At 54.8% G+C, this 22,027-nt stretch carries 20 protein-coding genes; 12 read left to right on the top strand and 8 right to left on the bottom strand.

Going from position 1 to position 22,027, the window contains the following annotated elements; genetic code table 11:
• The first annotated feature begins 143 nt into the window (after positions 1-143).
• Both ACTU44_RS21130 and ACTU44_RS21135 read left to right on the top strand, forming a co-directional pair.
• Positions 144-956 (top strand): AzlC family ABC transporter permease, encoded by an 813-nt coding sequence (locus ACTU44_RS21130; RefSeq protein WP_114097199.1) that lies wholly within the window; start codon positions 144-146, stop codon positions 954-956.
• A complete protein-coding gene (locus tag ACTU44_RS21135) occupies positions 953-1,279 on the top strand; it encodes an AzlD family protein (RefSeq protein ID WP_114097039.1) in 327 nt (108 codons plus the stop codon). Before ACTU44_RS21130 ends, ACTU44_RS21135 begins: the two co-directional genes overlap by 4 nt.
• A 12-nt stretch (positions 1,280-1,291) precedes the next feature.
• On the opposite strand, the gene ACTU44_RS21140 is transcribed toward ACTU44_RS21135, so the two are convergent.
• The 4 genes from ACTU44_RS21140 to ACTU44_RS21155 form a co-directional block, all read right to left on the bottom strand.
• Positions 1,292-2,329 (bottom strand): acyltransferase family protein, encoded by a 1,038-nt coding sequence (locus ACTU44_RS21140; RefSeq protein ID WP_462096302.1) that lies wholly within the window; start codon positions 2,327-2,329, stop codon positions 1,292-1,294.
• An 8-nt stretch (positions 2,330-2,337) separates the two neighbouring features.
• Positions 2,338-3,933, bottom strand: coding sequence for a peptide chain release factor 3 (locus tag ACTU44_RS21145; protein WP_114097037.1), 1,596 nt, complete (start codon positions 3,931-3,933; stop codon positions 2,338-2,340).
• 102 nt (positions 3,934-4,035) lie between these two features.
• On the bottom strand, positions 4,036-5,073 hold the full coding sequence (locus tag ACTU44_RS21150) for a permease (protein ID WP_462096303.1): 1,038 nt from the start codon (positions 5,071-5,073) through the stop codon (positions 4,036-4,038).
• 77 nt (positions 5,074-5,150) lie between these two features.
• Entirely contained in the window at positions 5,151-5,474 is a 324-nt protein-coding gene (locus tag ACTU44_RS21155; protein ID WP_114097035.1) for an ArsR/SmtB family transcription factor, read from the bottom strand.
• 160 nt (positions 5,475-5,634) lie between these two features.
• On the opposite strand from ACTU44_RS21155, the gene ACTU44_RS21160 reads away from it, so the two are divergent.
• The 6 genes from ACTU44_RS21160 (at position 5,635) to ACTU44_RS21185 (ending at position 10,963) form a co-directional block, all read left to right on the top strand.
• Positions 5,635-5,967 carry an ArsR/SmtB family transcription factor gene (locus tag ACTU44_RS21160; protein WP_114097034.1) on the top strand — a complete coding sequence of 111 codons (333 nt, stop codon included), beginning with the start codon at positions 5,635-5,637 and terminating at the stop codon, positions 5,965-5,967.
• Positions 5,968-5,996: 29 nt separating this feature from the next.
• Positions 5,997-6,509 carry an arsenate reductase ArsC gene (locus ACTU44_RS21165; protein ID WP_462096304.1) on the top strand — a complete coding sequence of 171 codons (513 nt, stop codon included), beginning with the start codon at positions 5,997-5,999 and terminating at the stop codon, positions 6,507-6,509.
• Positions 6,510-6,532: 23 nt separating this feature from the next.
• Positions 6,533-7,570, top strand: coding sequence for an ACR3 family arsenite efflux transporter (gene arsB, locus ACTU44_RS21170; RefSeq protein WP_114097198.1), 1,038 nt, complete (start codon positions 6,533-6,535; stop codon positions 7,568-7,570).
• Positions 7,571-7,608: 38 nt separating this feature from the next.
• Entirely contained in the window at positions 7,609-8,625 is a 1,017-nt protein-coding gene (locus ACTU44_RS21175) for an ArsJ-associated glyceraldehyde-3-phosphate dehydrogenase (RefSeq protein ID WP_462096305.1), read from the top strand.
• A gap of 11 nt (positions 8,626-8,636) precedes the next feature.
• Complete coding sequence (gene arsJ / locus ACTU44_RS21180) at positions 8,637-9,863, top strand: organoarsenical effux MFS transporter ArsJ (RefSeq protein ID WP_114097031.1); 1,227 nt, start codon at positions 8,637-8,639, stop codon at positions 9,861-9,863.
• 338 nt (positions 9,864-10,201) lie between these two features.
• The gene (locus ACTU44_RS21185) at positions 10,202-10,963 is read left to right on the top strand and encodes a PhoH family protein (protein ID WP_114097030.1); all 762 of its coding nucleotides are present in this window, start codon (positions 10,202-10,204) and stop codon (positions 10,961-10,963) included.
• 107 nt (positions 10,964-11,070) lie between these two features.
• Here the strand turns inward: ACTU44_RS21185 and ACTU44_RS21190 are convergent, their stop codons facing one another.
• Entirely contained in the window at positions 11,071-12,090 is a 1,020-nt protein-coding gene (locus tag ACTU44_RS21190; RefSeq protein WP_114097029.1) for a cation diffusion facilitator family transporter, read from the bottom strand.
• Positions 12,091-12,286: 196 nt separating this feature from the next.
• Between ACTU44_RS21190 and ACTU44_RS21195 the strand changes: the two genes are divergently transcribed.
• The 4 genes from ACTU44_RS21195 to ACTU44_RS21210 all read left to right on the top strand — a co-directional run bounded on the left by ACTU44_RS21195 (position 12,287) and on the right by ACTU44_RS21210 (position 19,058).
• Positions 12,287-14,269, top strand: a complete 1,983-nt coding sequence (locus ACTU44_RS21195; RefSeq protein ID WP_462096306.1) for a heme lyase CcmF/NrfE family subunit — start codon at positions 12,287-12,289, stop codon at positions 14,267-14,269.
• Between the two features lie 20 nt (positions 14,270-14,289).
• Positions 14,290-15,522, top strand: a complete 1,233-nt coding sequence (gene ccmI / locus ACTU44_RS21200) for a c-type cytochrome biogenesis protein CcmI (protein WP_462096307.1) — start codon at positions 14,290-14,292, stop codon at positions 15,520-15,522.
• A gap of 463 nt (positions 15,523-15,985) precedes the next feature.
• Positions 15,986-16,432, top strand: coding sequence for a response regulator (locus tag ACTU44_RS21205; protein WP_114097197.1), 447 nt, complete (start codon positions 15,986-15,988; stop codon positions 16,430-16,432).
• A gap of 22 nt (positions 16,433-16,454) precedes the next feature.
• On the top strand, positions 16,455-19,058 hold the full coding sequence (locus ACTU44_RS21210; RefSeq protein WP_462096308.1) for an ABC transporter permease: 2,604 nt from the start codon (positions 16,455-16,457) through the stop codon (positions 19,056-19,058).
• Positions 19,059-19,191: 133 nt separating this feature from the next.
• Here ACTU44_RS21210 and atpC read toward each other — a convergent pair whose 3' ends face one another.
• Genes atpC through ACTU44_RS21225 form a run of 3 tightly spaced genes read right to left on the bottom strand, consistent with a single transcriptional unit; the run spans position 19,192 to position 21,999 of the window.
• Positions 19,192-19,596 carry an ATP synthase F1 subunit epsilon gene (atpC, locus tag ACTU44_RS21215; RefSeq protein ID WP_462096309.1) on the bottom strand — a complete coding sequence of 135 codons (405 nt, stop codon included), beginning with the start codon at positions 19,594-19,596 and terminating at the stop codon, positions 19,192-19,194.
• A gap of 41 nt (positions 19,597-19,637) precedes the next feature.
• Positions 19,638-21,056: a F0F1 ATP synthase subunit beta gene (gene atpD, locus ACTU44_RS21220; RefSeq protein WP_114097024.1), complete on the bottom strand. Its 1,419-nt coding sequence runs from the start codon at positions 21,054-21,056 to the stop codon at positions 19,638-19,640.
• A 52-nt stretch (positions 21,057-21,108) separates the two neighbouring features.
• Positions 21,109-21,999, bottom strand: coding sequence for a F0F1 ATP synthase subunit gamma (locus ACTU44_RS21225; RefSeq protein WP_114097023.1), 891 nt, complete (start codon positions 21,997-21,999; stop codon positions 21,109-21,111).
• Between the last annotated feature and the right edge of the window lie 28 nt (positions 22,000-22,027).

The following is a 22,027-nucleotide window of genomic DNA, read 5'->3' on the forward strand; positions in this document are numbered from 1 at the left end:
GAAATCACCAATAGCAATATCGTCCAATACGCCCTATTTCCTGTGTCCCATATTGGAGCCTGTATGATCTGGCTCCTCGCCCACCACCAAAATTGCCGGTCGCCCCGAATGAACCGGCAAACAACCAACAGGAAACGTCGGAAATGTCACGCCCCGGACCTGCCCAAATCGGGCATTTCGACTCTGATACCATCAGACGCGGCGCACTTGCCTGTCTGCCGCTTTTGCCCAGCACCATCATCTTTGGTGCGGTGCTTGGTGTTCTTGCGTCCCAGCGCGGCTTGTCGCTGGGCGAACTTTTATTCATGAGCCTGACGGTCTTTGCCGGATCAGCGCAATTTGTATCGGTTGATCTGTGGCGCGAAACCATCCCGGCCGCGACCATCATCGTTGCCACGGCTGTGATCAATATGCGCTATATCCTGATTGGCGCATCGCTTCGCCCGGTTTTTAAAGGCCGTCCGCTTTGGGTCAAGATTTGCGGCATGCATATGGTTGCCGATGAAAACTGGGCCGTCTCCATGACCCAGGAAAATCTTGCCAATCCGGGATTTCTGCTCGGTGGCGGTATCTTCCTTGGTGTGGTCTGGGCGGCAGGCAACATGATCGGGTATCTTCTGGGCGGCGGCATTCCCGATCCGGAAGTCTATGCACTTGATTTCGCCTTCACCGCTGTTTTTGCGGCCCTGACCATTGGCATGTGGAAGGGCAAGGTTGACCTTTTGCCATGGGTGGCTGCCGCCATCGGATCGATCATCGGACATTACACCTTGCCCGGCACCTGGTCGATTTTGGCCGGTGCCGGTGCCGGTGTTGTCACCGCCGCCCTGACCTGGCGTCCGGATATGGATGACGACAGCCTTGAAGCCGAGATTGCGGTTGAAGGTCGCGATGCCTATGGCGCGCCAGAAGGTACTGGCACCACAGCTACGCTCAGCCCGGAGGCCGGCAAATGAACCAGTTCCCCGATCTGACAAGTTTCAGCCTTGAAGCCGTTCTGACCATCCTTGGCATGGCCGCCGTGACTTATGGCATGCGCCTTGGCGGGCTTTTGATGGCGGATCGTTTGCCGCAACATGGTCGCTGGGCGCATGTGCTTGAACGTCTTCCCGGTGCGGTTCTGATTTCGGTCTGGGTGCCCAGTGCGCTTTCGGCCGGTGCCATCGGTATTGCCGGGGCAGCGGCCACCGTGATTACTATGGCGCTTGCACGCAACCTGTTCGCGGCAATGGCAGTCGGGATGGTTCTGGTGGGACTTGGCCGATATTTCATCAGTTGATGGTCGTAGCCGTTACGCAGGCTGTTTGGCCAACCGGTTTAGCTTGAGGATAGAGAATATCTTTTCAAACAGCTGGTTGGCCCGTTTGCGCATGGTGCGATTTTCAAAGACGAAATACAGCATCATCGACAGAGCAAGCGTTCCGGTCACGGCACTGGCAACGGCAAGCGCATCACCAAATCCGGCATTGGTCGCTGCACGAATGATCAGCAGACCAATATTTTGATGAAGCAGATACCAGCTGTAAGAAATCAGACCAACCGGCCACAAGATGCTCAAAACCGGTAACCGTCGCGTTGCAATGACGATGATACCGACCAGCAACGTCACGGCGGCATATGGCACCACAGCGTCATAAGCCCCGGTCGTAAAACTTGCGAGAAATGCACAAACGGCAAGTAGGTAATAGGGGCGTTGTTGCGCACCTGAATTCTGCGTGTGGGCAAAGAACAGTGCCGCCCCGATCAGGAACAGGATGATATGTTCCGGCCGGATAATCCGGTCGAAATGATCAATCCCGACCAAGCGCAATCCAAGCCCAAGCAAGAACAAGCCAACCATTCCGCCCAGAATGATTGATGGACGGCGGCTGATGCAAAGCAGGAAGCCATAGATAAAGTAGAATTTGAGTTCGACGATCAGGCTCCAATAGACACCATCGACTGGTGGCATGGCGACAGCATTGAGAAAGAGCAGATTTCCCAAGGCCTGAAGAACGGTTACTTCCTTGCCGGGCAGACCGAAATAACTGACCAGTGCAAAGGTCAGAAATACACCGGCGACATATGCCGGGTACAACCGCCCGAAACGCCGCCCCCAGAATGTCGCAAGGGATCCGGTCCGTTCGGCGGTCATGGCAATGCAATAGCCGCTGATCACAAAAAACAAATCAACGCCGAGCCAACCAAACTCGAACATCGGCGCGAATGACAATCCGGTATAGTCATTGGGCCAGCGACCCAGATAGTGGAATGCTACGACCATCAAAACAGCGATGGCGCGCAATCCGTCGATTGCCGCCATCCTGTTTTGGTGTGTCTGAACCGGCATGTTCATGCCTAGGCAGCGACCATATTCTGTTCGCGGGTGGCTTCGAATTTCAGGTTCGGCCAGTCGCGTTGCGTGGTTTCAAGATGCCAGGCGTTACGCGCGATGAAGACAAGCGTCTGATCATGATCTTCAAAAAGGGCCGACTGGTTTGAATCGCGGAACTTTTTGATTTCAAGGGGATCATCACCGACGACCCAGCGTGCAGCATAGGCCGGGGTCTGTTCGAAATGCACCTTGATGCCATATTCGGCCGAGATGCGTTCTTTCAGAACTTCAAATTGAAGCTGACCGACCACGCCGACGATCCAGTCCGCGCCCATCATCGGTTTAAAGACCTGTGATGCGCCTTCTTCGGCAAGCTGTTCGAGCGCACGCTGAAGATGCTTGCCCTTGAGCGGATCATCAAGACGGACTTTCTGCAGCAATTCCGGGGCAAAGGCCGGAACACCGCGGAAGCGAAGATCTTCGCCCTCGGTCAGGGTATCGCCGATACGAAGCGTCCCGTGGTTTGGGATACCGATAATATCACCCGGCCAAGCTTCTTCGGCAATGTCACGCTCATTGGCAAAGAACAGCATCGGGTTATGCACCGCCATCTGTTTGCCTGCACGCACATGTTTAAGCTTCATGCCGCGCTTGAAATGACCGGAACACAGACGAATGAAGGCAATGCGGTCACGATGGTTCGGGTCAATATTGGCCTGCACCTTGAACACAAAGCCCGCAACCTTTGGCTCGACCGCGTCAACCAGGCGCGTTGCCGCTTCCTGCGGGCGCGGGGTCGGTGCGATTTCGCCAATGCCGCGCAACAATTCACGCACGCCAAAGTTATTGACAGCCGAACCAAAGAAGACCGGCGTCAGATGCCCCTCGCGATAGCTTTGCAAATCAAATGGCGGGCAGATTTCGCGCACCATTTCGACTTCTTCGCGCAACTTTTCCAGAAGGTAATCCGGGATCAGTTCATCAAGCTTCGGGTCGTCAAGCCCCTTGATCGGAATGGCTTCCTTGACGACATTGCCGCCTTTTTCCATGAACAGAAGCTGATCATTGACCAGATCGTAACAGCCATGGAAATCACGGCCCGAGCCAATCGGCCAGGTCACCGGCGACACATCAAGTGCCAGATCCTGTTCGATCTGATCAATCAATTCGAACGAATCACGGGCTTCACGGTCAAGCTTGTTTACAAAGGTCGTGATCGGCACGTCACGCAGACGGCAGACCTCAAACAGCTTGCGCGTCTGGGCCTCGATGCCCTTCGCACCGTCAATCACCATGACGGCAGAATCAACCGCGGTCAGAACGCGATAGGTATCTTCGGAAAAGTCTTCGTGGCCCGGCGTATCAAGCAGGTTGAAGATGTTTTTTTCAAACTCGAAGGTCATCACAGCCGAAGACACGGAAATACCGCGATCCTGTTCGATCTTCATGAAGTCCGAACGTGCGCCACGCTGTTCCTTTTTCGCCTTCACCGCACCAGCCATCTGAATGGCACCCCCGAACAGCAACAGCTTTTCGGTCAGGGTGGTTTTACCCGCATCCGGATGGGCAATGATGGCGAAGGTACGGCGACGCGATACCTGCTGGTCAATCATCGACATGGTTATCAACTTTAATCCGATATGAAATCTTGGCGCGCAATGTAGCGATTTTTACCGCCATTGCCACCGTGAATTCGTCATATCGGGCATGTATTGCCATGTTCAGGCCAGCCAAACCTGCGAAACAACCCCGATTGCAAACGATCCAGCCAGCGCATATGCCAGATAAAGGGCGAAAACCGGCTTCTTGACCAGCGCAAAGACCGCAATCGCCGCCGGGATCGACGAAACCCCGCCCGCCACCAGAAACGCCATTGCGGCCCCTGATTGCATACCCTGTGAAATCAGGCCCTGCATCACCGGAAGGGCGGCATAACCATTCAAATAGGCCGGAACACCAACAAGGGTTGCAATGGCAATCGGCCCGACACCTTCGCCGCCAAGCAAACCGCTGACGCTTTCTGCCGGGATATAGGCAACCATCATGCTTTCAAGCAAAAAGGCAAAGGCCATCCATTTCCCCAGAAAGATTACATTGGCGATGGCCGATTTGCGGAACTTCGTCACCCGTTCACCATCCTGCCAGAATCTCCAGACGACATCCCTGGGCGCACGGACCTTGGCCCCGCCGCATCCGCCATTCCCGACCCCGTCGCGCAAAGGATCAGACAGGAAACCGCGTCCGACCAGCCACATGGTGACAAAGCCCCCCATCAGACCAAGGAAAATGGCAGAAACCAGCTTGATCACCGCAAAGTCGGTGCCCAATGTACCAGCGGTCAGAACGAACATCGCCGGGTCGATCACAGGCGACGCCAGCCAGAACGCCATCACCGGGGCAAGCGGAACCCCCATGGCCAACAGGGCAGCAATCAGCGGGATCACACCGCACGAACAGAATGGCGACAAAGCCCCGAAGGCCGCGGCGGTAAAGACCATCCGCACCGGATGCCCGGCAAAGGCGCGCGAAATCAGGTTATCCGCCCCGCTTGCCGTCGCATAGGCGGCGATCCCGATGGACAGCAGCAAATAGGGCGCGGTGCCGATAAAGGCATCAAGGGTAAAGGTGATACTGGGCACAAGCCGGGCGGGATCAAACAAATAGACCGCCAGCAATATGGCCAAGGCCGCCAACAGAACCCGGTCAATTTGACGGGCCGATACACCAATTCGGCGAAGTTGCATGGTCAGGGCAGTCATATCTATATTCCTAGAAAATTGGTTATATTATCGCAAATGAAAGACCCGCTTCTGCAAGCCCCTGAATTACTGCTGGTTTATTCCGCCTCGGCGGCGGATGTCAGAACGGAAAGATCAACACCACTGCAACATTCATCAGCAATGAAGCCGACAATATTTTGCATCACATCAAAATCGGCGCGGTTGCGGGTTTCGCGGCCCTGCTTTTCCTGTGTCACCAGACCGGCCTGAACCAGCGTGCCCAGATGATGGGCCAGGGTCGATGCCGGAAGTCCGAGCAAACGACCGATTTCGCCAATATTCAATCCATCCCGCCCGGCCTTGACCAGTTGACGATAGATTTTCAGTCGGGCTTCATGACCCAGTGCGGCAAAGGCAGGTGCGATGTCTTTTTCTTTCATGCATTCATTATAACTATGTTTCTAGTTATTTAAAGATATTTTTCAGCATTCCTTAATGCACTGTATATATTGAATAATCTCCATACCTGTCTGTCGAGGACGGCGGATGACACAGAATTGTCACTTGTCATTTCCCAGATATGTCGATATTTCCCGACATATGGACACAAATAACGCAATTACCGCGCTTGCCGCCTTGGCACAGGAACACAGACTGGCTGCTTTTCGACTGCTTGCCACGACCGGAGACACCGGCATGGCCGCAGGTGAACTGGCGCGCCAGATCGGTATCCCGCACAACACAATGTCTTCGCATCTGGCGACATTGAGCAATGCCGGGCTGATCAGGGCGACACGTGACGGACGATCAATGATTTACCGGATCGTGCCCGAAGAAATGCGCGATCTGCTTGGGTTTCTGACAGATGACTGCTGTCAGGGGCGACCGGAACTATGTGGGCTTTCTCCTGCGACCAAGGGCGATTGCTGTTAATCCAACCTGTCTTTGCAAAGGACGGAAACATGTCTGGCGGTACCTATAATGTGCTTTTCCTGTGCCGGGCCAATTCGGCACGCAGCATTCTGGCCGAAGCCATCCTGAAGAAGGAAGGGCACGATCACTTCTTTGGCTATAGCGCCGGATCCTATCCGCGTGGCGAGGTCCATCCCTATGCAAAGGAACTGCTGGCAAGTCTTGGCCATGACACGGATGCCTTTTCCTCCAAGGCGATGGAGGTCTATTCCGAACAGGACATCATCAAGTTTGATTTCGTGTTCACGGTCTGCGATGCCACCGCCAATGAGGATTGCCCGATCTTTCCGGGATCGCCGATGACGGCCCATTGGGGCGTGCCCGACCCGGCCGACGCCACCGGCAGCGAAGCCGAAAAACGTCTGGCCTTTGCCGATACCTATCGCATGCTGCGCAACCGGATTTCGGTCTTTACCAGCCTGCCATTCAAATCACTGGACCGGATGTCCTTGCAGCAGGAAATCGATAAAATTGGCCAGATATCAGATCATGAGGACGCATGAACAGCGCATCAGAGAAAAGCACCATGGGATTATTTGAACGCTATCTGACGGTCTGGGTCGCGGCCAGCATTGTGGTTGGCATTATTCTGGGTCAGCTTTTGCCAGATCAGTTTCAGGCGATTGGTAATCTGACAGCCTATGAGATCAACCTTCCCGTCACGATCCTGATCTGGTTGATGATCGTGCCAATGTTGATGAAGGTTGATTTCGGCGCCCTGCACGAAGTCCGCCAGCAATGGCGCGGCATTGGTGTGACGCTTGGCGTGAACTGGCTGATCAAGCCGTTCACCATGGCCGCTCTTGGCTGGTTGTTCATCGGGTTTCTGTTCCGCCCGCTTTTGCCCGAAGCCCAGATTGAAAGCTATATCGCCGGATTGATCTTGCTTGGTGCAGCCCCCTGTACGGCAATGGTGTTTGTCTGGTCGCATCTGACCAAGGGGGATGCCAATTTCACCCTGACGCAGGTGGCATTGAATGACACGATCATGATCTTTGCCTTTGCCCCGATTGTTGCACTTTTGCTGGGCATCTCGGCGATTACCATTCCGTGGGAAACACTTACGATATCGGTCATCGCCTTTATCGTAATCCCTGTGATTTTCGGGCAGGCAATTCGCCGTCATCTGATGAAGGGCGGGATTGATCACTTCAACGCCTTTGATGCAAAGCTCAAACCGCTTTCGATGATTGCGCTGCTCAGCACGCTGGTCCTGCTGTTTGCCTTTCAGGGCCAGCAGATCATTGCACAGCCGATGATCATTGCCCTTTTGGCCGTGCCGATCATTTTGCAGACCTATTTCATTGCCGCAATCGCCTATGTCGCCAACAAGTTTCTGGGCGTTGAACACAGGATCGCCGCCCCGTCTGCGATGATTGGTGCATCGAACTTCTTTGAACTTGCTGTTGCCACCGCCATTGGACTTTTCGGGTTTTCATCGGGTGCCGCCCTTGCGACCGTGGTTGGTGTTCTGGTCGAGGTGCCGGTGATGCTGTCACTTGTCGCCATTGCCAACCGGTCGCGTGGCTGGTTCGCCCCGGCCAACCAGACCCCGAACATGTAACGGGCCATCAACAGCCTTGGAAATTTCAGGATAGTGATATGACCAGAAAAATTCGCGTTGGCATTAACGGTTTCGGGCGCATGGGACGGCTGGTTCTGCGTGCCGGATGGGGACACCCGAACCTTGATTTCGTTCATATTAATGAAATCAAGGGCGGCGCCAAAACGGCGGCCCATCTTCTTGAATTTGATTCCGTTCACGGGCGCTGGACCAACCGGGTTGATTGTATCGATGATCAGGTGGTGATTGATCAGACCCACAGAATTTCATTTAGCGACAATCCGACACCGGGTGATACCGACTGGGCCGGAATGGGCTGCGACATCGTTCTGGAATGCAGCGGCAAGTTCAAAACACCCGAAACACTTCAGCCCTATTTTGATCAGGGAGTGAAGAAGGTGATTGTCGCCGCCCCGGTCAAGGAAGGCGCACTTAATATCGTCTATGGGATCAATGATGATCTTTATGATCCGGCGACCCATCATCTTTTGACGGCGGCAAGCTGCACGACCAACTGTCTGGCACCCGTCGTCAAGGTCATGCATGAAAAGCTTGGCATCGTGCATGGGTCGATTACCACCATTCATGATGTGACCAACACCCAGACCATTGTCGATTTGCCACATAATGACCTGCGCCGGGCGCGCTCATGCCTGCAATCGCTGATCCCGACCAGCACCGGTTCAGCCACCGCAATCACCATGATCTATCCGGAGCTTGCGGGCAAACTGAACGGGATTGCCGTGCGTGTGCCGCTTTTGAACGCATCGCTGACCGATTGCGTGTTCGAGGTTGCGCGCGATACCGATGTTGAAACCGTCAATCGCCTGATGAGCGAGGCATCTGAAACCTATCTGGCCGGGATCCTTGGTTACGAGGAACGCCCGCTGGTCAGTGTTGATTACCTGAACGATTCCCGCTCATCGATCATTGATGCCGGATCAACCATGGTGATCGACAAACGGCAGGTCAAAATACTGGCCTGGTATGACAATGAGTGGGGATATGTCTGCCGGATGGCTGATCTCGCTGCCAAAGTCGCACAAGGCCTGTAAGGGGACAATTGATGTCGGCTGCAATCCGCAATTACGCGCTGGTGACCGGGGCCTATTGGGGCTTTACCCTGACCGACGGGGCGCTTCGGATGCTTGTCCTGCTGCATTTCCATGCGCTGGGCTATTCCGCGTTCGAGATCGCGCTTTTATTCATTCTTTATGAAGTCGCCGGGGTCGTTACCAATCTGGTCGGCGGTTGGGTAGCACAGGCACGCGGATTGCGCTTTACGCTTTATTGCGGTCTGGTTCTTCAGATCGCATCGCTTGCAGCCCTGTCGCTGACCAGTCCGGACTGGCTTCCGGCGGTTTCGGTCGCCTATGTCATGGGGCTTCAGGCCGCATCAGGTGTCGCCAAGGACCTGACAAAGATGTCGAGCAAATCGGCAATCAAGGTTCTGGTGCCTGCCAATGCCGAGGGGGCACTTTTCAAATGGGTTGCGCTTCTGACCGGATCGAAAAATGCCCTTAAGGGTGTCGGGTTTTTCATGGGCGGCGCCCTTTTATCCGGGCTTGGCTTTTCCGGTGCATTACTTGCCATGGCCGGTGGCCTTGCCATTACGCTGATCGCAGTTGCGCTTTCGCTTGGCGATGCGATGGCAGGTCCGGCAGGCAAGATAAAGCCCAAATTCCGCGATGTTTTTTCCCGCGACCGCAAGATCAATGTCCTGTCAGCGGCACGGCTGTTCCTGTTCGGGTCACGCGATATCTGGTTTGTGGTCGGCCTTCCGGTCTTTCTGGCAGCCGAACTTGGCTGGAGCCACATCGAAGTCGGCAGTTACATGGCGCTTTGGGTTATCGGATATGGCTTCATTCAGGCCATCGCCCCAAAGATGCTGCGCGCGCAATCCCATGAACCCGATGGCAGAACCGCCCGGTTCTGGATTGCCGCCCTGATCGCGGTGACAACCGCAATTGCCGCCGCCATCGTTCAGGACTTCGCCCCGGAACTTGCCGTTCTTGGCGGCTTGCTGGTGTTCGGGATTGTCTTTGCGGTCAATTCGTCACTGCATTCCTATCTGATCCTTGCCTATGCCGAGGGGGACAAGGTCGCGATGAATGTCGGTTTCTATTATATGTCCAACGCCATCGGACGCCTGAGCGGCACCATTCTTTCGGGTATTGCCTATTACTATGGCGGGCTGGTCGGGTGTCTTGTGACATCGATTGCGTTTTTGACCATCAGCTGGATCATCAGCGCGGCTCTTCCGACCAGAATGACCGCCACACCGCAGAGTTGAACAAAAAAGTTCCTTCGCATATGCGGGATAAATATATGAAAAGACTCATTTTCCAGATTCACGAAAATTTAATCGCGCAAAAAATCGTGACAAGACACTGCATATAGGGGTACGATTCCAATTAACGGTCAATCACTGGACCGCAGGAGGAGTTCCCGAGTGCCGCGAAAAAGCGTCTTACAACGAGAATTTTCGCCCCCCGGATCGCACATGCAACATGCTGTGACCGGCGGAAACTCCTACCGCCACTTCCATCGCAAGATGAAAATTGAATGCGCGCCTTTCCATGACGGAATGGCGCGTTTTGCTTTTTTGGCACATTTGATGAGGTGATCGTCATGGGTAAGCGCGCAGCACGCCGTCGTAACCGTCCGCAACAGTCCGACAACAATGTCCATGAACTGTTCGATGAAAAGAACGCTGACTGGCACCCGCTTCAGGGGGAAGCCGCAGAACCGAAAGGACAACGCGATCAAAGCTACCGCCGCAACATCCGCCCGAAAAGTGAAAACCAGGCCGCACTGATGGAGGCCATTGATGCCTTCAACCTTGTTCTTGCCCTTGGCCCGGCCGGAACAGGTAAAACCTATATCGCAGTCTCCAAAGCTGTCGAAGCCCTTGATAAAGGCGATATTGGCCGCATCGTTCTGGCCCGCCCGGCTGTTGAAGCAGGTGAAAATATCGGCTTCCTGCCCGGTGACGTCGAAGCCAAGATGGCCCCGTATCTTCGCCCGCTTTATGACGCACTTAATGATCGCCTCGGAACCAAACGTCTGCGCACCTATCTTTCCGATGGCACCATCGAAATTGCACCAATCGGATATATGCGCGGCCGTACGCTTAACAATGCCTTTGTCGTCATCGACGAAGCCCAGAACTGCACATACGGACAGCTCAAGATGCTGGTCACGCGTCTTGGCTGGAATTCAACCATGATCCTGACCGGTGACCCGGATCAGACCGACCTTCTGCCGGAAATGTCGGGTCTTTCGGAAATGTCCGAACGACTTGAAAATGTTGAAGATGTCGCCTGTGTCCAGTTGCGTGACAAAGACATTGTTCGCCATCCGCTGGTCGCAAGCATGCTTACGGTTCTCTGAGTTCCGACACTGCAAACCAAAGAAGAAAAGGCGGGCCCGAAAGGGTCCGCCACTTTTTTACGCCAGTGCAACTGCTATCGCCAACAAGGCAAACTCTTTGGCGCGTCCTAGCGCCCCATCGCGGCAATCTCGCCGCCCGAATTGGAAACGGGTATGTCATGCTGACCGGCACGCTTGGCGCGCCCGGTATGCCAGAATTCCGGATCCTCGGTATAGCCGCTGAATTCATCAAGATGGATGTCTTCAGGCGGTTCCGGGTGGATGGTGATATCAAGGTCAGGATATTCGGAACGGATGCTGTCCATCACCTGATGACAAATGGTGTGGGCTTCGCGCATCAACATGCCGCCATCCATGATCAGTTCGATCTCGGCGAAGCGATGCACACCTGATGAACGGGTCCGCAGACGATGAATGCCAATCACCGATGCATTTTTCATGGTCAGTTCAATGATGCGCTGGCTGTCGGAATCAGGCAATTCGGCATCCATCAGGACCTTGACCGAATTCCGCCCGACCTTGATCGCAGCATAAAGCAGGAAACTTGCCACCAGCGCGCCAATCGCCGGATCGGCCCAGGCAAAGCCCGATACTCCGGCAAAAAGTGCAATAATGACCGCAAGGTTTGCCAATATATCACTGCTGTAATGCATGGAATCGGCATCGACCGCGACGGAGCCCGACATACGGACAGCCTTGCGCTGCAACAGCACCAGACCGACGGTCATCACCAGTGAAACCGCCATGATCCACATGCCTTCAACGGCAAAGGAAATCGGTTTTGGCGCGCTCAGACGCGAAGCGGCTTCGGCCAGAACCAGAACAGCCGCCCCGATCATGAAGGCAGACTGGAAAAGGCCGGCAAGCGGTTCGGCCTTGCCATGCCCGAAACGATGGTCATGATCGGCAGGACGCCATGCAGAACGTACGGCCATGAAGTTGATCACAGACGTACCAACATCAAGCATACTATCAATCATGGACGAAAGGAGGCTTACTGAGTCGGTCAGGAACCAGCCAACAGCCTTGATCAGGATCAGAGTCGCAGCAATGACAATGGAAGCCGTCGTCGCGCGACGCGCCCAAGTTTCCTTCTGCGCTATGTCAATGACAGGACATTGACTCATACGTTGTTGACCTCTGGCCTACCAATCTGCCACCTGACAGCGGTTTTATAGCCTGTTTGAGCATAATATGTAATGACTATTGCCACATTTTTGCCCTGCGTTGTGCAGCAAATAGCGCATATTTGATATTCCGCAAGGTTTCAAAGCCTGTTTTCAGAGATTATATCTCGCAATCGGGCGCATGAGAGAGAACCTAATGATTGTAGAAATCGGACATTACGCATTGATCTTGTCACTGGTCATCGGACTTGCTCAGGCGACCTTGCCATTTTTGGCCGCCTCGCGCCGGGACCCTGTGCTTCTTGCGGTTGCGCCACGTTTGGCCATCACCTGTTTTGCTTTGGTCGCCACAAGCTTTCTGGCGCTGACCTATGCCTATGTCACATCCGATTTCTCGGTTCTCAATGTGCTGTCAAACAGCCACACATCCAAGCCGATGATCTACAAGATCACCGGTGTCTGGGCCAATCACGAAGGGTCCATGCTGCTTTGGGTGCTGATCCTGACCCTGTTTGGCGGGGCGGTTGCCGCCTTTGGACGGAATCTTCCGCCGCCGCTTCTGGCGCGTGTGATTGGTGTCATGGGACTGATCGGGGTTGGCTTTATCCTGTTCATCGTTCTGACATCCAACCCGTTTGAACGGGTGATCAACCCGCCCCTTGATGGCGAGGGAATGAACCCGTTGCTTCAGGATCCGGGCATCGCCATTCATCCGCCCTTCCTGTATCTCGGCTATGTCGGCTTTTCGGTTGCCTTTGCCTTTGCGGTCGCTGCCCTGATTGAAGGACGGGTTGATCCGGCATGGGCACGCTGGGTACGTCCATGGACGCTGGCGGCGTGGGTCTTTTTGACTGCGGGGATCGGGCTGGGTTCCTGGTGGGCCTATTATGAACTTGGCTGGGGCGGCTGGTGGTTCTGGGATCCGGTTGAGAACGCATCCTTCATGCCCTGGCTTGCCGGCACAGCGTTGCTGCATTCGGCCATCGTGGTTGAAAAGCGCGATGCGCTGAAAAGCTGGACCATCTTCCTGGCCATCCTTGCCTTTTCCTTCTCGCTTTTGGGAACCTTCCTTGTGCGGTCGGGCGCGCTGACATCTGTGCATGCCTTTGCCACCGATCCGACCCGCGGGGTCTTTATCCTGTTCCTGTTGTTCATTACGGTTGGCGGGTCGCTTTGCCTTTATGCATGGCGTGCACCCAGCCTTAAGGGCGGCGGATTGTTCCAGCCGATTTCGCGTGAAGGCGCGCTTGTTTTCAACAATGTGCTTCTGTCGATTGCCGCAGCCATGGTGTTGCTCGGAACGCTTTATCCGCTGTTGCTTGAAACCCTGAATGGCGAAAAGATTTCTGTTGGCGCACCATTCTTTAATTCGACCTTTGTGCCGATCATGACCCCGGTCATCATTGCCATGGCCTTTGGTCCGTTGATGCCATGGAAACGCGCCGACCTTCTGGGCGTTTTCAACAAGCTCAAAATCGCATTGGCTGCCACAGTGGTCATCGTCCTGATTACGATGTGGCTGTCAGGCGGTCCGGCCTTTGCCCTGTTCGGGATGGGGCTTGCAGCATGGCTGTTTGTCGGATCAATCCTTGAATGGGCCGGACGGATCAAGCTCATGCGTGAGCCGCTTGGTGTCAGTTTGCGCCGGATGCGCAATCTTCCGCGCTCGGCGCATGGTACGATGCTGGCCCATGCCGGTGTTGCCATTGTGGTTGCCGGGATTACCGGGTCACAGGCGTGGACAAACGAAGCCGTTCAGTCCCTTGCCGTGGGTGAAAGTGCGCATGTCGCAGACCATACCTTTACCCTTTCTGATATCCGTGAATATCAGGGACCAAACTTTGTTGCCCGTCAGGCAACCGTCACCATTACCACCCCGGGCGAACGCACCCTTGTCCTGACACCGGAAAAACGTGTCTATACGGTCGAAGGGATGCCCACCACGGAGGCAGGCATTCATTCAAGTTTCACCGGCGATATCTATGCCGTGATTGGTGATCAGGATGAAAGCGGCAAATGGATCACGCGTTTCTATGTCAAACCGATGATCCCCTGGATGTGGGCAGGCGGACTTATCATGGTGTTTGGTGGCCTGATGTCACTGTCTGACCGACGCTACCGGATTGGCGCCCCCACCCGTTCCCCCAAAGCAGCGGCCAAGGCCGTTCCTGCAGAATAAGCGATACGACAGGAAACCTTATGACCATCTGGATTGTTCTTGCCGCCATTACGCTTCTTGTTGCGGGTTTTGTTCTCTGGCCTGTCTTGCGACAGCACCAATCAGCAACCGGGACTTCTGGTTCCGAAGAAACCGGCAACATCGAGCTTGATCACGACCTTGCGGTCTATCGCGATCAGCTGGCCGAAATTGACCGCGATATCGAACGCGGTGTTTTAAGTACCGAGCAGGCCAATGCAGCGCGCATCGAAGTACAGCGCCGCATCCTCAATGCGGATCAGCGCATCAAGACCAGAACCGAAAATGTAACGTCGGGACTGGTCGGGTCACCAATCCGGATTGTTTCCGTCATTGCCATTCTGGTGTTCCTGACCGGCGGTTTGGGAATTTATCTTGATCTTGGTCGGCCTGACCTGCCTGATCGCCCGATTGCCAGTCGTGCCGATGAAATCGACGCCATTCGTCATGCACAGGCAACCAACAGCGAACGCACCGATGTCCTGAACCGCGCGGTCAGCGACCTTTCGCAGAAGCTGATCAATGATCCGAAAAACCTTAAGGGCTGGGAACTTCTGGGGGCCAGCCTGATGGCGCTTGGGCGCCCGGTTGAAGCCCAGACCGCCTTCCTTGAAACCGTCAAGCTTTCGGATCGGGATGGCGATTATCTTGCCATGTATGCCGAAAGCCTGATCCGCGGGGACAATGGCCAGATCAATGCCACAGCACGTGGTGTTCTGAAAGAAGCTGCCACCACCGATAGCCTGGACCCGCGCATCGGATATTATCTGGGCCTTGCCGATGCACAGGATGGCAACATCGCCCTTGCCGTTGATCGCTGGATTGAACTGGTCAATGCTGCACCTGGCGATGCCAACTGGGTTCCGATGGTGGTTGAGCGCATCAATGATGCAGCCCTCGCGCAGGGTATTGATATCGAGGGCCGTCTGAAAGTTGCCACAGCCCCGCAAATGGCTGGTCCCAGTCAGGACGACGTGGCAGCTGCCCAGGAAATGACCCCCGAAGATCGGCAGCAAATGATTAACGGGATGGTTGACCGTCTTGCCGAACGCCTCGAAAGCGAACCAAATGACCCGGATGGCTGGGCGCGTCTGATGCAGGCCTATATGGTTCTGGGCAAGACAGACGAAGCACAAACCACCTATCAGAAGGCTGCCGAATTCTTTGCCGACCAGCCTGAAATGGTTTTACGGTTTGATACTCTTGCCAGGGAAATCGGAATCGCGACCAACTAGTTGCCAGGCGGGACCAGACAACAGTCTTGCTTGTTGAAGATCCCTGCCCATATCCTGTTGCAAGGCAAATCTCCTGTGATGGCTGCGTCAAAATGATGCAGCCATTGCCATATCCGGACTTTATCGCGAACCGTTTGCACGTAAAAACCCGGAATCATCCCCTTTTTGCATGAAAATTTTCTACCATTTACCCTTTCACCACCCCTTATGAGACATTATGTTTCATACGTAAGGATAATGATTTCTACTTTAATACGGCCTTATTACATTGATTTTCGTGCCAAAGTATGAGAACCAGTCTTAAGGGTAGCTAAATTAGAAAAATGCTATTCGTTAATATGGGGTGTTAGCGGTGGTTGGGGAACCACTTCTATATTTTCTTATTATAATTCAAGCGTCTCACAAAGCAGGGAACAGGGACAGGGTATAAGATAAATGCCCACCCGATTGGATAATGGGTGCAATGTCGGCTCACGCAAATGGCATAACGAATAATCTGTTGTTGATTGAAGACAATCCGGGTGACGCACGCCTTGTGCGCGAAGCATTGCGGGAATTCAAACGCCCCGTCGAGCTTCACCACGTCAAGGATGCCATGTCAGCATTACAGTTCCTTCAACAGGATGGTCCATATCGCAACGCGCCACGACCGCGTCTGATCCTTCTGGATCTGAACATGCCGCGCAAGGATGGCCGCGAAATGCTGCGCGATATTCGCAACGATCCCAATTCGGCTTCAATCCCGGTTATCGTCCTGACTACTTCGGGGGCGGATCACGATGTCGATCTTTGCTATGCCGCCGGGGCAAACTGTTATTTGCGCAAGCCCGTGGATGTGACAGAATTCATCGACCTGATGAAAATGATCGAATCCTTCTGGCTCGGGTTGGCACTTACCCCGACGCCGTAACCCACCTGCCCGCGAGACTGCCGTGTCCCGCCTGACATCACCCTCTTTCCAAATCCGGCTTTATGCTGCGGGATTGTATTTCGCGCTTCGTCAATTGCGACGCCCGGGCATTGGCATTGGTGCGTTATTTGGTACCCTGATCTTCGCAATCACCACGCTGTCGCTGACAGTCAATCTGACCCATTCTGTACGCGATGCAATGCGTCAGTCTGCCCAGCAGACCATTGGTGGCGATATTTCACTGCGTCTGTTTCATCGCCCACCAACCGATCAGGAAAAAGTCTTTCTGACAAAGTTTGGCACAGTTGCCATCACGGCCGAACAGCGCGTCATGATCCGGTCTTCGTCACAATCACCCGCTATTCTTTCGGAATTAAAGGCCATTGACCGGTCATATCCGCTTTATGGTGACCTTCTGCTATCCCCCGGCATCACAGCACAGAACGCGCTGGAAATCCGCGACGGAGTCAGCGGCGCGATTGTTGATCCGGGCTTTCTGGAACAATCCGGCCTGGCATTGAATGATGAAATCACTATCGGTGATCAGACCTATCAGATCCGCGCGACCTTGCTGGCAGAACCCGAACGCAAGTTTCGTCTTTTTTCGCTGGGGCCGCGTGTTCTGGTGTCTCTTGATGCCTATGGGTTAAACGAACTTCTGTCATCAGATAAACAGATTTACTGGTATAGCCGCCTGAAACGGGCGCCCGACAGCAGCATGTCTAATGCCCGGATCATTACCGAAATCGAAGAGCAGTTTCCCGACAGCGGCTGGCGTATTGTGAATGCTGATGACGGTATTCCCGGCATTGAGCGTATTGGCGATTTTGCCTCTGCCTTTGCCAGCCTGATCGGAATTGCGATTTTTGCCATCACAATGACGGCAATCGGCAATGCCCTTCGCGCGGACCTGAGCGCGCGCAGCAGTGAATTTGCCCTGATGCGCGCCGTTGGTGTCAGGCCCTCTCAGCTGATTTTTGCCATCGGCTGCATGGTGGGCCTTGTCACCGTTGCCGCCGTGATCACGGCATTTGCCCTTAGCCATGTCGTCACCATCGCCCTTGCCCCGATGGTCGCAACCCGGTTCGGGATTGTCATTGCACCGGGCCCCGGAAATGCACTGCTGATCTTTGGTTTTGTGGTCTGTTTTGTCACCCTGATCGCACTTGGGCCGATCCGCAAGGCATGTCAGGTCAATGCCGCATCGCTGTTTCGCGACCAGTCCTCACAATCTGCGCCTTCCTTTGCGATATCGGGTCCACTTCGTTCGCCGCACTTCCTTTTGCCGGCACTGCTGATACTTGCGACAACCGGCTTTGCGGTTCGGCTGATTGATCTTGGATGGTTTTCCGTTCTTTTGATCGCAGTACTTGGTTTGTGTCTGGCATGTTTTGTTGGATTGGGCTGGCTGGTGCGCAAAGGGTCCTCCATATTGGCCCGTGGAACCAATGGTTCAGCGGCATGGCGACTTGCCTTGCGCAATATTGCCCGCCCGTCGGCGCCGACCATCACCATTGCCGCATCTTTCGGACTGGCTGTCACATGCCTGCTTGCGGTGGTCCTGTTTGGAACCATTGCCGGTCATCACCTTAAATCCGTTTTGCCAGGTCAAACACCCGATCTGGTCTTCTTTGATCTGCCACCAGAGCAAAGCGATGCTTTCCGCGCCGTCGCATCCGGTGATCCGGCGATTTCATCCCTTGCCCGGATGCCATTCCTGCACGGTCGGGTTACCCGTATTAACGGACGTCCGGTCAGTCTGTCCGAGATACCCAGACGCTATCACTGGTTCATACGCGGTGATCGCGGATTGTCCTGGACCAATGCGCCAACATCATCGATGGCGCAAAGCCGGCTAATCGCCGGGGACTGGTGGACGCGCGATAGTGTGAATGAAAGACTGGCATCGCTTGATGCCGACATCGCCGCTGCCCTTGGCATTACTATCGGCGATCAGATTACGGTAAATATCCTGGGCGAACCGATCACAGTCAAAATCGCCAATCTGCGCAAGATTGACTGGACCCGGCTTGCGCTTGATTTTCCGATTGTCCTGTCCCCCATGGACCCGCCACCCCCGCATGGTGTGATCGCGGCCCTGAGCCTGCATGAACCCGACCTTATGGCCCACCAAACGGTCACAAAGGTCGCAGACCGTTTGCAGGGTCAGTTCCCCCATGTTCCGATGATCCGGGTGGCAGGGGTCCTTGAACGATTATCCGGAATGTTTGATCAGGTGCGCGCCATCCTGATTGCCCAGACCGTGCTTGCCACGGTTGGTGCGGTGCTGGTGATTGTGACCGGCCTGATCGCCTTGCGCCAGCACGCGGCGGGGGAACTTGCGATGTTGCGCGCCCTTGGCATCCAGCCCCGACAGATCATCCAGACCGGCGCACTTGAAACCGGCATCTTGGTAACGGTCAGCGGGATGCTTGGCATCGTCATGGGAACCGGCATTGCACTTGCCGCAAGCTTTGCGATTGGCTCTATCAATATCAGTCAGGTTGCGCCGCTTTTTACGTCAACGGGACTGGTTGCACTTGGCGTGATTGCGCTGCTTGGCTTTGGCGGCGGCTGGATCTTGCAAATGGCATCCTTGCGGTCCCAACCCGGCTGGCGCGGATAATCTCCAGATCAAACAGGAAGGCCCCGGCACAATGGCGGCAGAATCCGGTTACACCCCAATCTGTCCGCCGCGTGAGCAGACAACGAAAAAGGCCGCCCCGAAGGACGGCCTTTTTAAAATTTCCAACTGACGATTAGTTGGTCAGGGCAGCAATCTGTGCACGGGCAATGTCAAGCGCGCGCTCGGCATTTTCCTTGTCGTGGGCAGTGCTGGCTTCCTTGAGATCGGCAGTTGCCTTCTCAAGACGTGCCTGTGCTTCGTCAGCTTTCAGATCGGCAACCGGTACCGCTTCTTCTGCCAGAATGGTGCAACGTTCGGGATTAACCTCTGCAACACCGCCAGCAACGAAGATACGTTCGGAAACCTTACCACCTGCATAGATGTCGATGACACCCGGACGAATGGTCGAGATCATCGGCGAATGCTTGGGCAGCACACCAAAATTCCCGTCCGTGCCCGGAACAACGACCATCTCGACCGGCTCGGATTTGAGCAGGGCAGACGGCGAAACAAGTTCCAGTACAGTCGTATCAGTCATGACAATCCTCGCTCCTTAGCCGGAGGGGGACCGAAACTGCCTTAGGCAGCTTCGGCCATCTTCTTGGCTTTTTCGATGGCTTCTTCGATGGTGCCGACCATGTAGAATGCCTGTTCCGGCATATGGTCATATTCACCAGCGCAGATCGCTTTGAAAGCCTTGATGGTGTCTTCGAGCTGAACGAACACGCCCGGAGTACCGGTGAAGACTTCTGCAACGTGGAACGGCTGCGAAAGGAAACGCTGGATCTTACGGGCACGTGCCACAACCAGTTTGTCGTCTTCCGAAAGCTCGTCCATGCCGAGGATGGCGATGATGTCCTGAAGACCTTTGTAGGTCTGAAGGATACGCTGAACTTCACGAGCGGTCTCGTAGTGTTCCTTGCCAATCACGCCCGGATCGAGAGCACGCGAGGTGGAATCGAGCGGGTCAACTGCCGGATAGATGCCGAGCTCGGCGATCTGACGGTTCAGCGTGGTGGTTGCATCAAGGTGAGCAAACGAGGTTGCCGGTGCCGGGTCAGTCAAGTCATCGGCCGGGACGTAAATTGCCTGAACCGAGGTAATGGAACCTTTTTTGGTCGAGGTAATACGTTCCTGCAGCGCACCCATGTCGGTTGCCAGCGTCGGCTGATAACCCACAGCAGACGGGATACGACCGAGAAGTGCGGACACTTCCGAACCAGCCTGGGTGAAGCGGAAGATGTTATCGACGAAGAACAGAACGTCCTGGCCTTCTTCATCACGGAAGTATTCCGCAAGGGTCAGACCGGTCAGAGCAACACGTGCACGTGCTCCCGGGGGTTCGTTCATCTGGCCATAGACCAGTGCGGCTTTGGATTCGCCTTCCGGATTGATAACGCCCGATTCCATCATCTCGTGATAGAGGTCGTTACCTTCACGGGTACGTTCACCAACACCAGCGAAAACAGAGTAACCGCCGTGGCCTTTGGCAACGTTGTTGATCAGTTCCATGATCAGAACGGTTTTACCAACGCCGGCACCACCGAACAGACCAATTTTACCACCTTTGGTGTACGGAGCGATAAGGTCGATAACCTTAATGCCGGTAACCAGAATTTCGGTGTCGGTTGCCTGATCGATGAAGTCAGGTGCTTCACGGTGGATCGGAGCGGTTCTGGTTGCGTTAACCGGACCACGTTCGTCAACCGGCTCACCGATAACGTTCAGAATACGACCAAGGGTTTCCGGACCAACCGGAACCGAGATCGCATCACCGGTATCGAGAACTTCCTGACCACGCTGCAGACCTTCGGTGGTGTCCATTGCGATCGTACGGACCGCATTTTCACCAAGGTGCTGTGCAACTTCGAGAACCAGACGCTGACCGTTGTTGTCAACATGCAGCGCGTTCAGAATGGGAGGCAGTTCGCCGTCGAATTTAACGTCGACGACGGCGCCCATTACCTGGGAAATTTTCCCCGCCTTCTTGTTCGCCATAGGTATTGTCTCCTGCTCGGACAAAGCTATCCGTTAACTTCCTGCGACCCGCTTACAAAGCCTCGGCGCCGGAAATGATTTCAATCAGTTCATTGGTGATCTGAGCCTGACGTGAGCGGTTGTACTGGATGCTCAGTCGGTCGATCATGTCGCCGGCATTGCGGGTTGCGTTATCCATTGCGGACATACGCGCACCGTGCTCGGATGCGCTGCTTTCAAGCATCGCACCGAAAATCTGGACACCAACGTTACGCGGCAGCAAATCAGCCAGAATGGCTTCTTCGGACGGTTCGTAATCATAAACCGCAGAAGTAGCAGCAGCTTCTTCCTGTTCAGCAGCTTCTTCACCGACAAACGGGATCAGCTGCTGTGCCGTTGCAACCTGCGAAATCGCGGACACGAACTTGTTATAGAAGATCGTGCAGACGTCGAATTCGCCTTCTTCATACAGTGCCAGAACTTTATCGCCAACGTCGGAAGCAGAAGAGAAATCAATGCCCTTCTTGCCTTCGATGCCGGTATACCGGGCGACAATATTGTCACCAAATTCACGCTTGAGCGCATCTGCGCCTTTGCGGCCAACACAGATCAGCTTCACCGTCTTACCTTCGGCAACAAGTGCCTTGGCTTTCAGACGGGTTGCTTTAACGATCGACGCGTTGAAACCACCGCAAAGGCCACGGTCTGCGGTGAAGACGACGAGCAGATGCACGTTGTCCTTACCGGTACCGGCCAGAAGCTTTGGAGCGCCTTCATTGCTACCGACGGCAGTTGCAAGACGACCGAGCATCGTCCCCATGCGTTCAGCATAGGGACGGGCTGCTTCGGCTGCATCCTGTGCACGACGGAGCTTGGAGGCTGCCACCATCTTCATCGCCGAGGTAATCTTCCTCGTCGATTTGACGCTGGCAATGCGCGAGCGCAGATCCTTCAAACTAGCCATTGCGTTTCCTCCTTCGCCTAAGTTTCAG

It is taken from the genome of Thalassospira sp. SM2505, from assembly GCF_054901115.1.

Excerpts from the sequence above, each read along its gene's own strand:
- ACTU44_RS21130 (WP_114097199.1), top strand. The coding sequence starts at position 144 with ATGTCACGCCCCGGACCTGCCCAAATCGGGCATTTCGACTCTGATACC.
- ACTU44_RS21135 (WP_114097039.1), top strand. The coding sequence starts at position 953 with ATGAACCAGTTCCCCGATCTGACAAGTTTCAGCCTTGAAGCCGTTCTG.
- ACTU44_RS21140 (WP_462096302.1), bottom strand. The coding sequence starts at position 2,329 with ATGCCGGTTCAGACACACCAAAACAGGATGGCGGCAATCGACGGATTG.
- ACTU44_RS21145 (WP_114097037.1), bottom strand. The coding sequence starts at position 3,933 with ATGTCGATGATTGACCAGCAGGTATCGCGTCGCCGTACCTTCGCCATC.
- ACTU44_RS21150 (WP_462096303.1), bottom strand. The coding sequence starts at position 5,073 with ATGACTGCCCTGACCATGCAACTTCGCCGAATTGGTGTATCGGCCCGT.
- ACTU44_RS21155 (WP_114097035.1), bottom strand. The coding sequence starts at position 5,474 with ATGAAAGAAAAAGACATCGCACCTGCCTTTGCCGCACTGGGTCATGAA.
- ACTU44_RS21160 (WP_114097034.1), top strand. The coding sequence starts at position 5,635 with ATGGACACAAATAACGCAATTACCGCGCTTGCCGCCTTGGCACAGGAA.
- ACTU44_RS21165 (WP_462096304.1), top strand. The coding sequence starts at position 5,997 with ATGTCTGGCGGTACCTATAATGTGCTTTTCCTGTGCCGGGCCAATTCG.
- arsB (WP_114097198.1), top strand. The coding sequence starts at position 6,533 with ATGGGATTATTTGAACGCTATCTGACGGTCTGGGTCGCGGCCAGCATT.
- ACTU44_RS21175 (WP_462096305.1), top strand. The coding sequence starts at position 7,609 with ATGACCAGAAAAATTCGCGTTGGCATTAACGGTTTCGGGCGCATGGGA.
- arsJ (WP_114097031.1), top strand. The coding sequence starts at position 8,637 with ATGTCGGCTGCAATCCGCAATTACGCGCTGGTGACCGGGGCCTATTGG.
- ACTU44_RS21185 (WP_114097030.1), top strand. The coding sequence starts at position 10,202 with ATGGGTAAGCGCGCAGCACGCCGTCGTAACCGTCCGCAACAGTCCGAC.
- ACTU44_RS21190 (WP_114097029.1), bottom strand. The coding sequence starts at position 12,090 with ATGAGTCAATGTCCTGTCATTGACATAGCGCAGAAGGAAACTTGGGCG.
- ACTU44_RS21195 (WP_462096306.1), top strand. The coding sequence starts at position 12,287 with ATGATTGTAGAAATCGGACATTACGCATTGATCTTGTCACTGGTCATC.
- ccmI (WP_462096307.1), top strand. The coding sequence starts at position 14,290 with ATGACCATCTGGATTGTTCTTGCCGCCATTACGCTTCTTGTTGCGGGT.
- ACTU44_RS21205 (WP_114097197.1), top strand. The coding sequence starts at position 15,986 with ATGTCGGCTCACGCAAATGGCATAACGAATAATCTGTTGTTGATTGAA.
- atpC (WP_462096309.1), bottom strand. The coding sequence starts at position 19,596 with ATGACTGATACGACTGTACTGGAACTTGTTTCGCCGTCTGCCCTGCTC.
- atpD (WP_114097024.1), bottom strand. The coding sequence starts at position 21,056 with ATGGCGAACAAGAAGGCGGGGAAAATTTCCCAGGTAATGGGCGCCGTC.
- ACTU44_RS21225 (WP_114097023.1), bottom strand. The coding sequence starts at position 21,999 with ATGGCTAGTTTGAAGGATCTGCGCTCGCGCATTGCCAGCGTCAAATCG.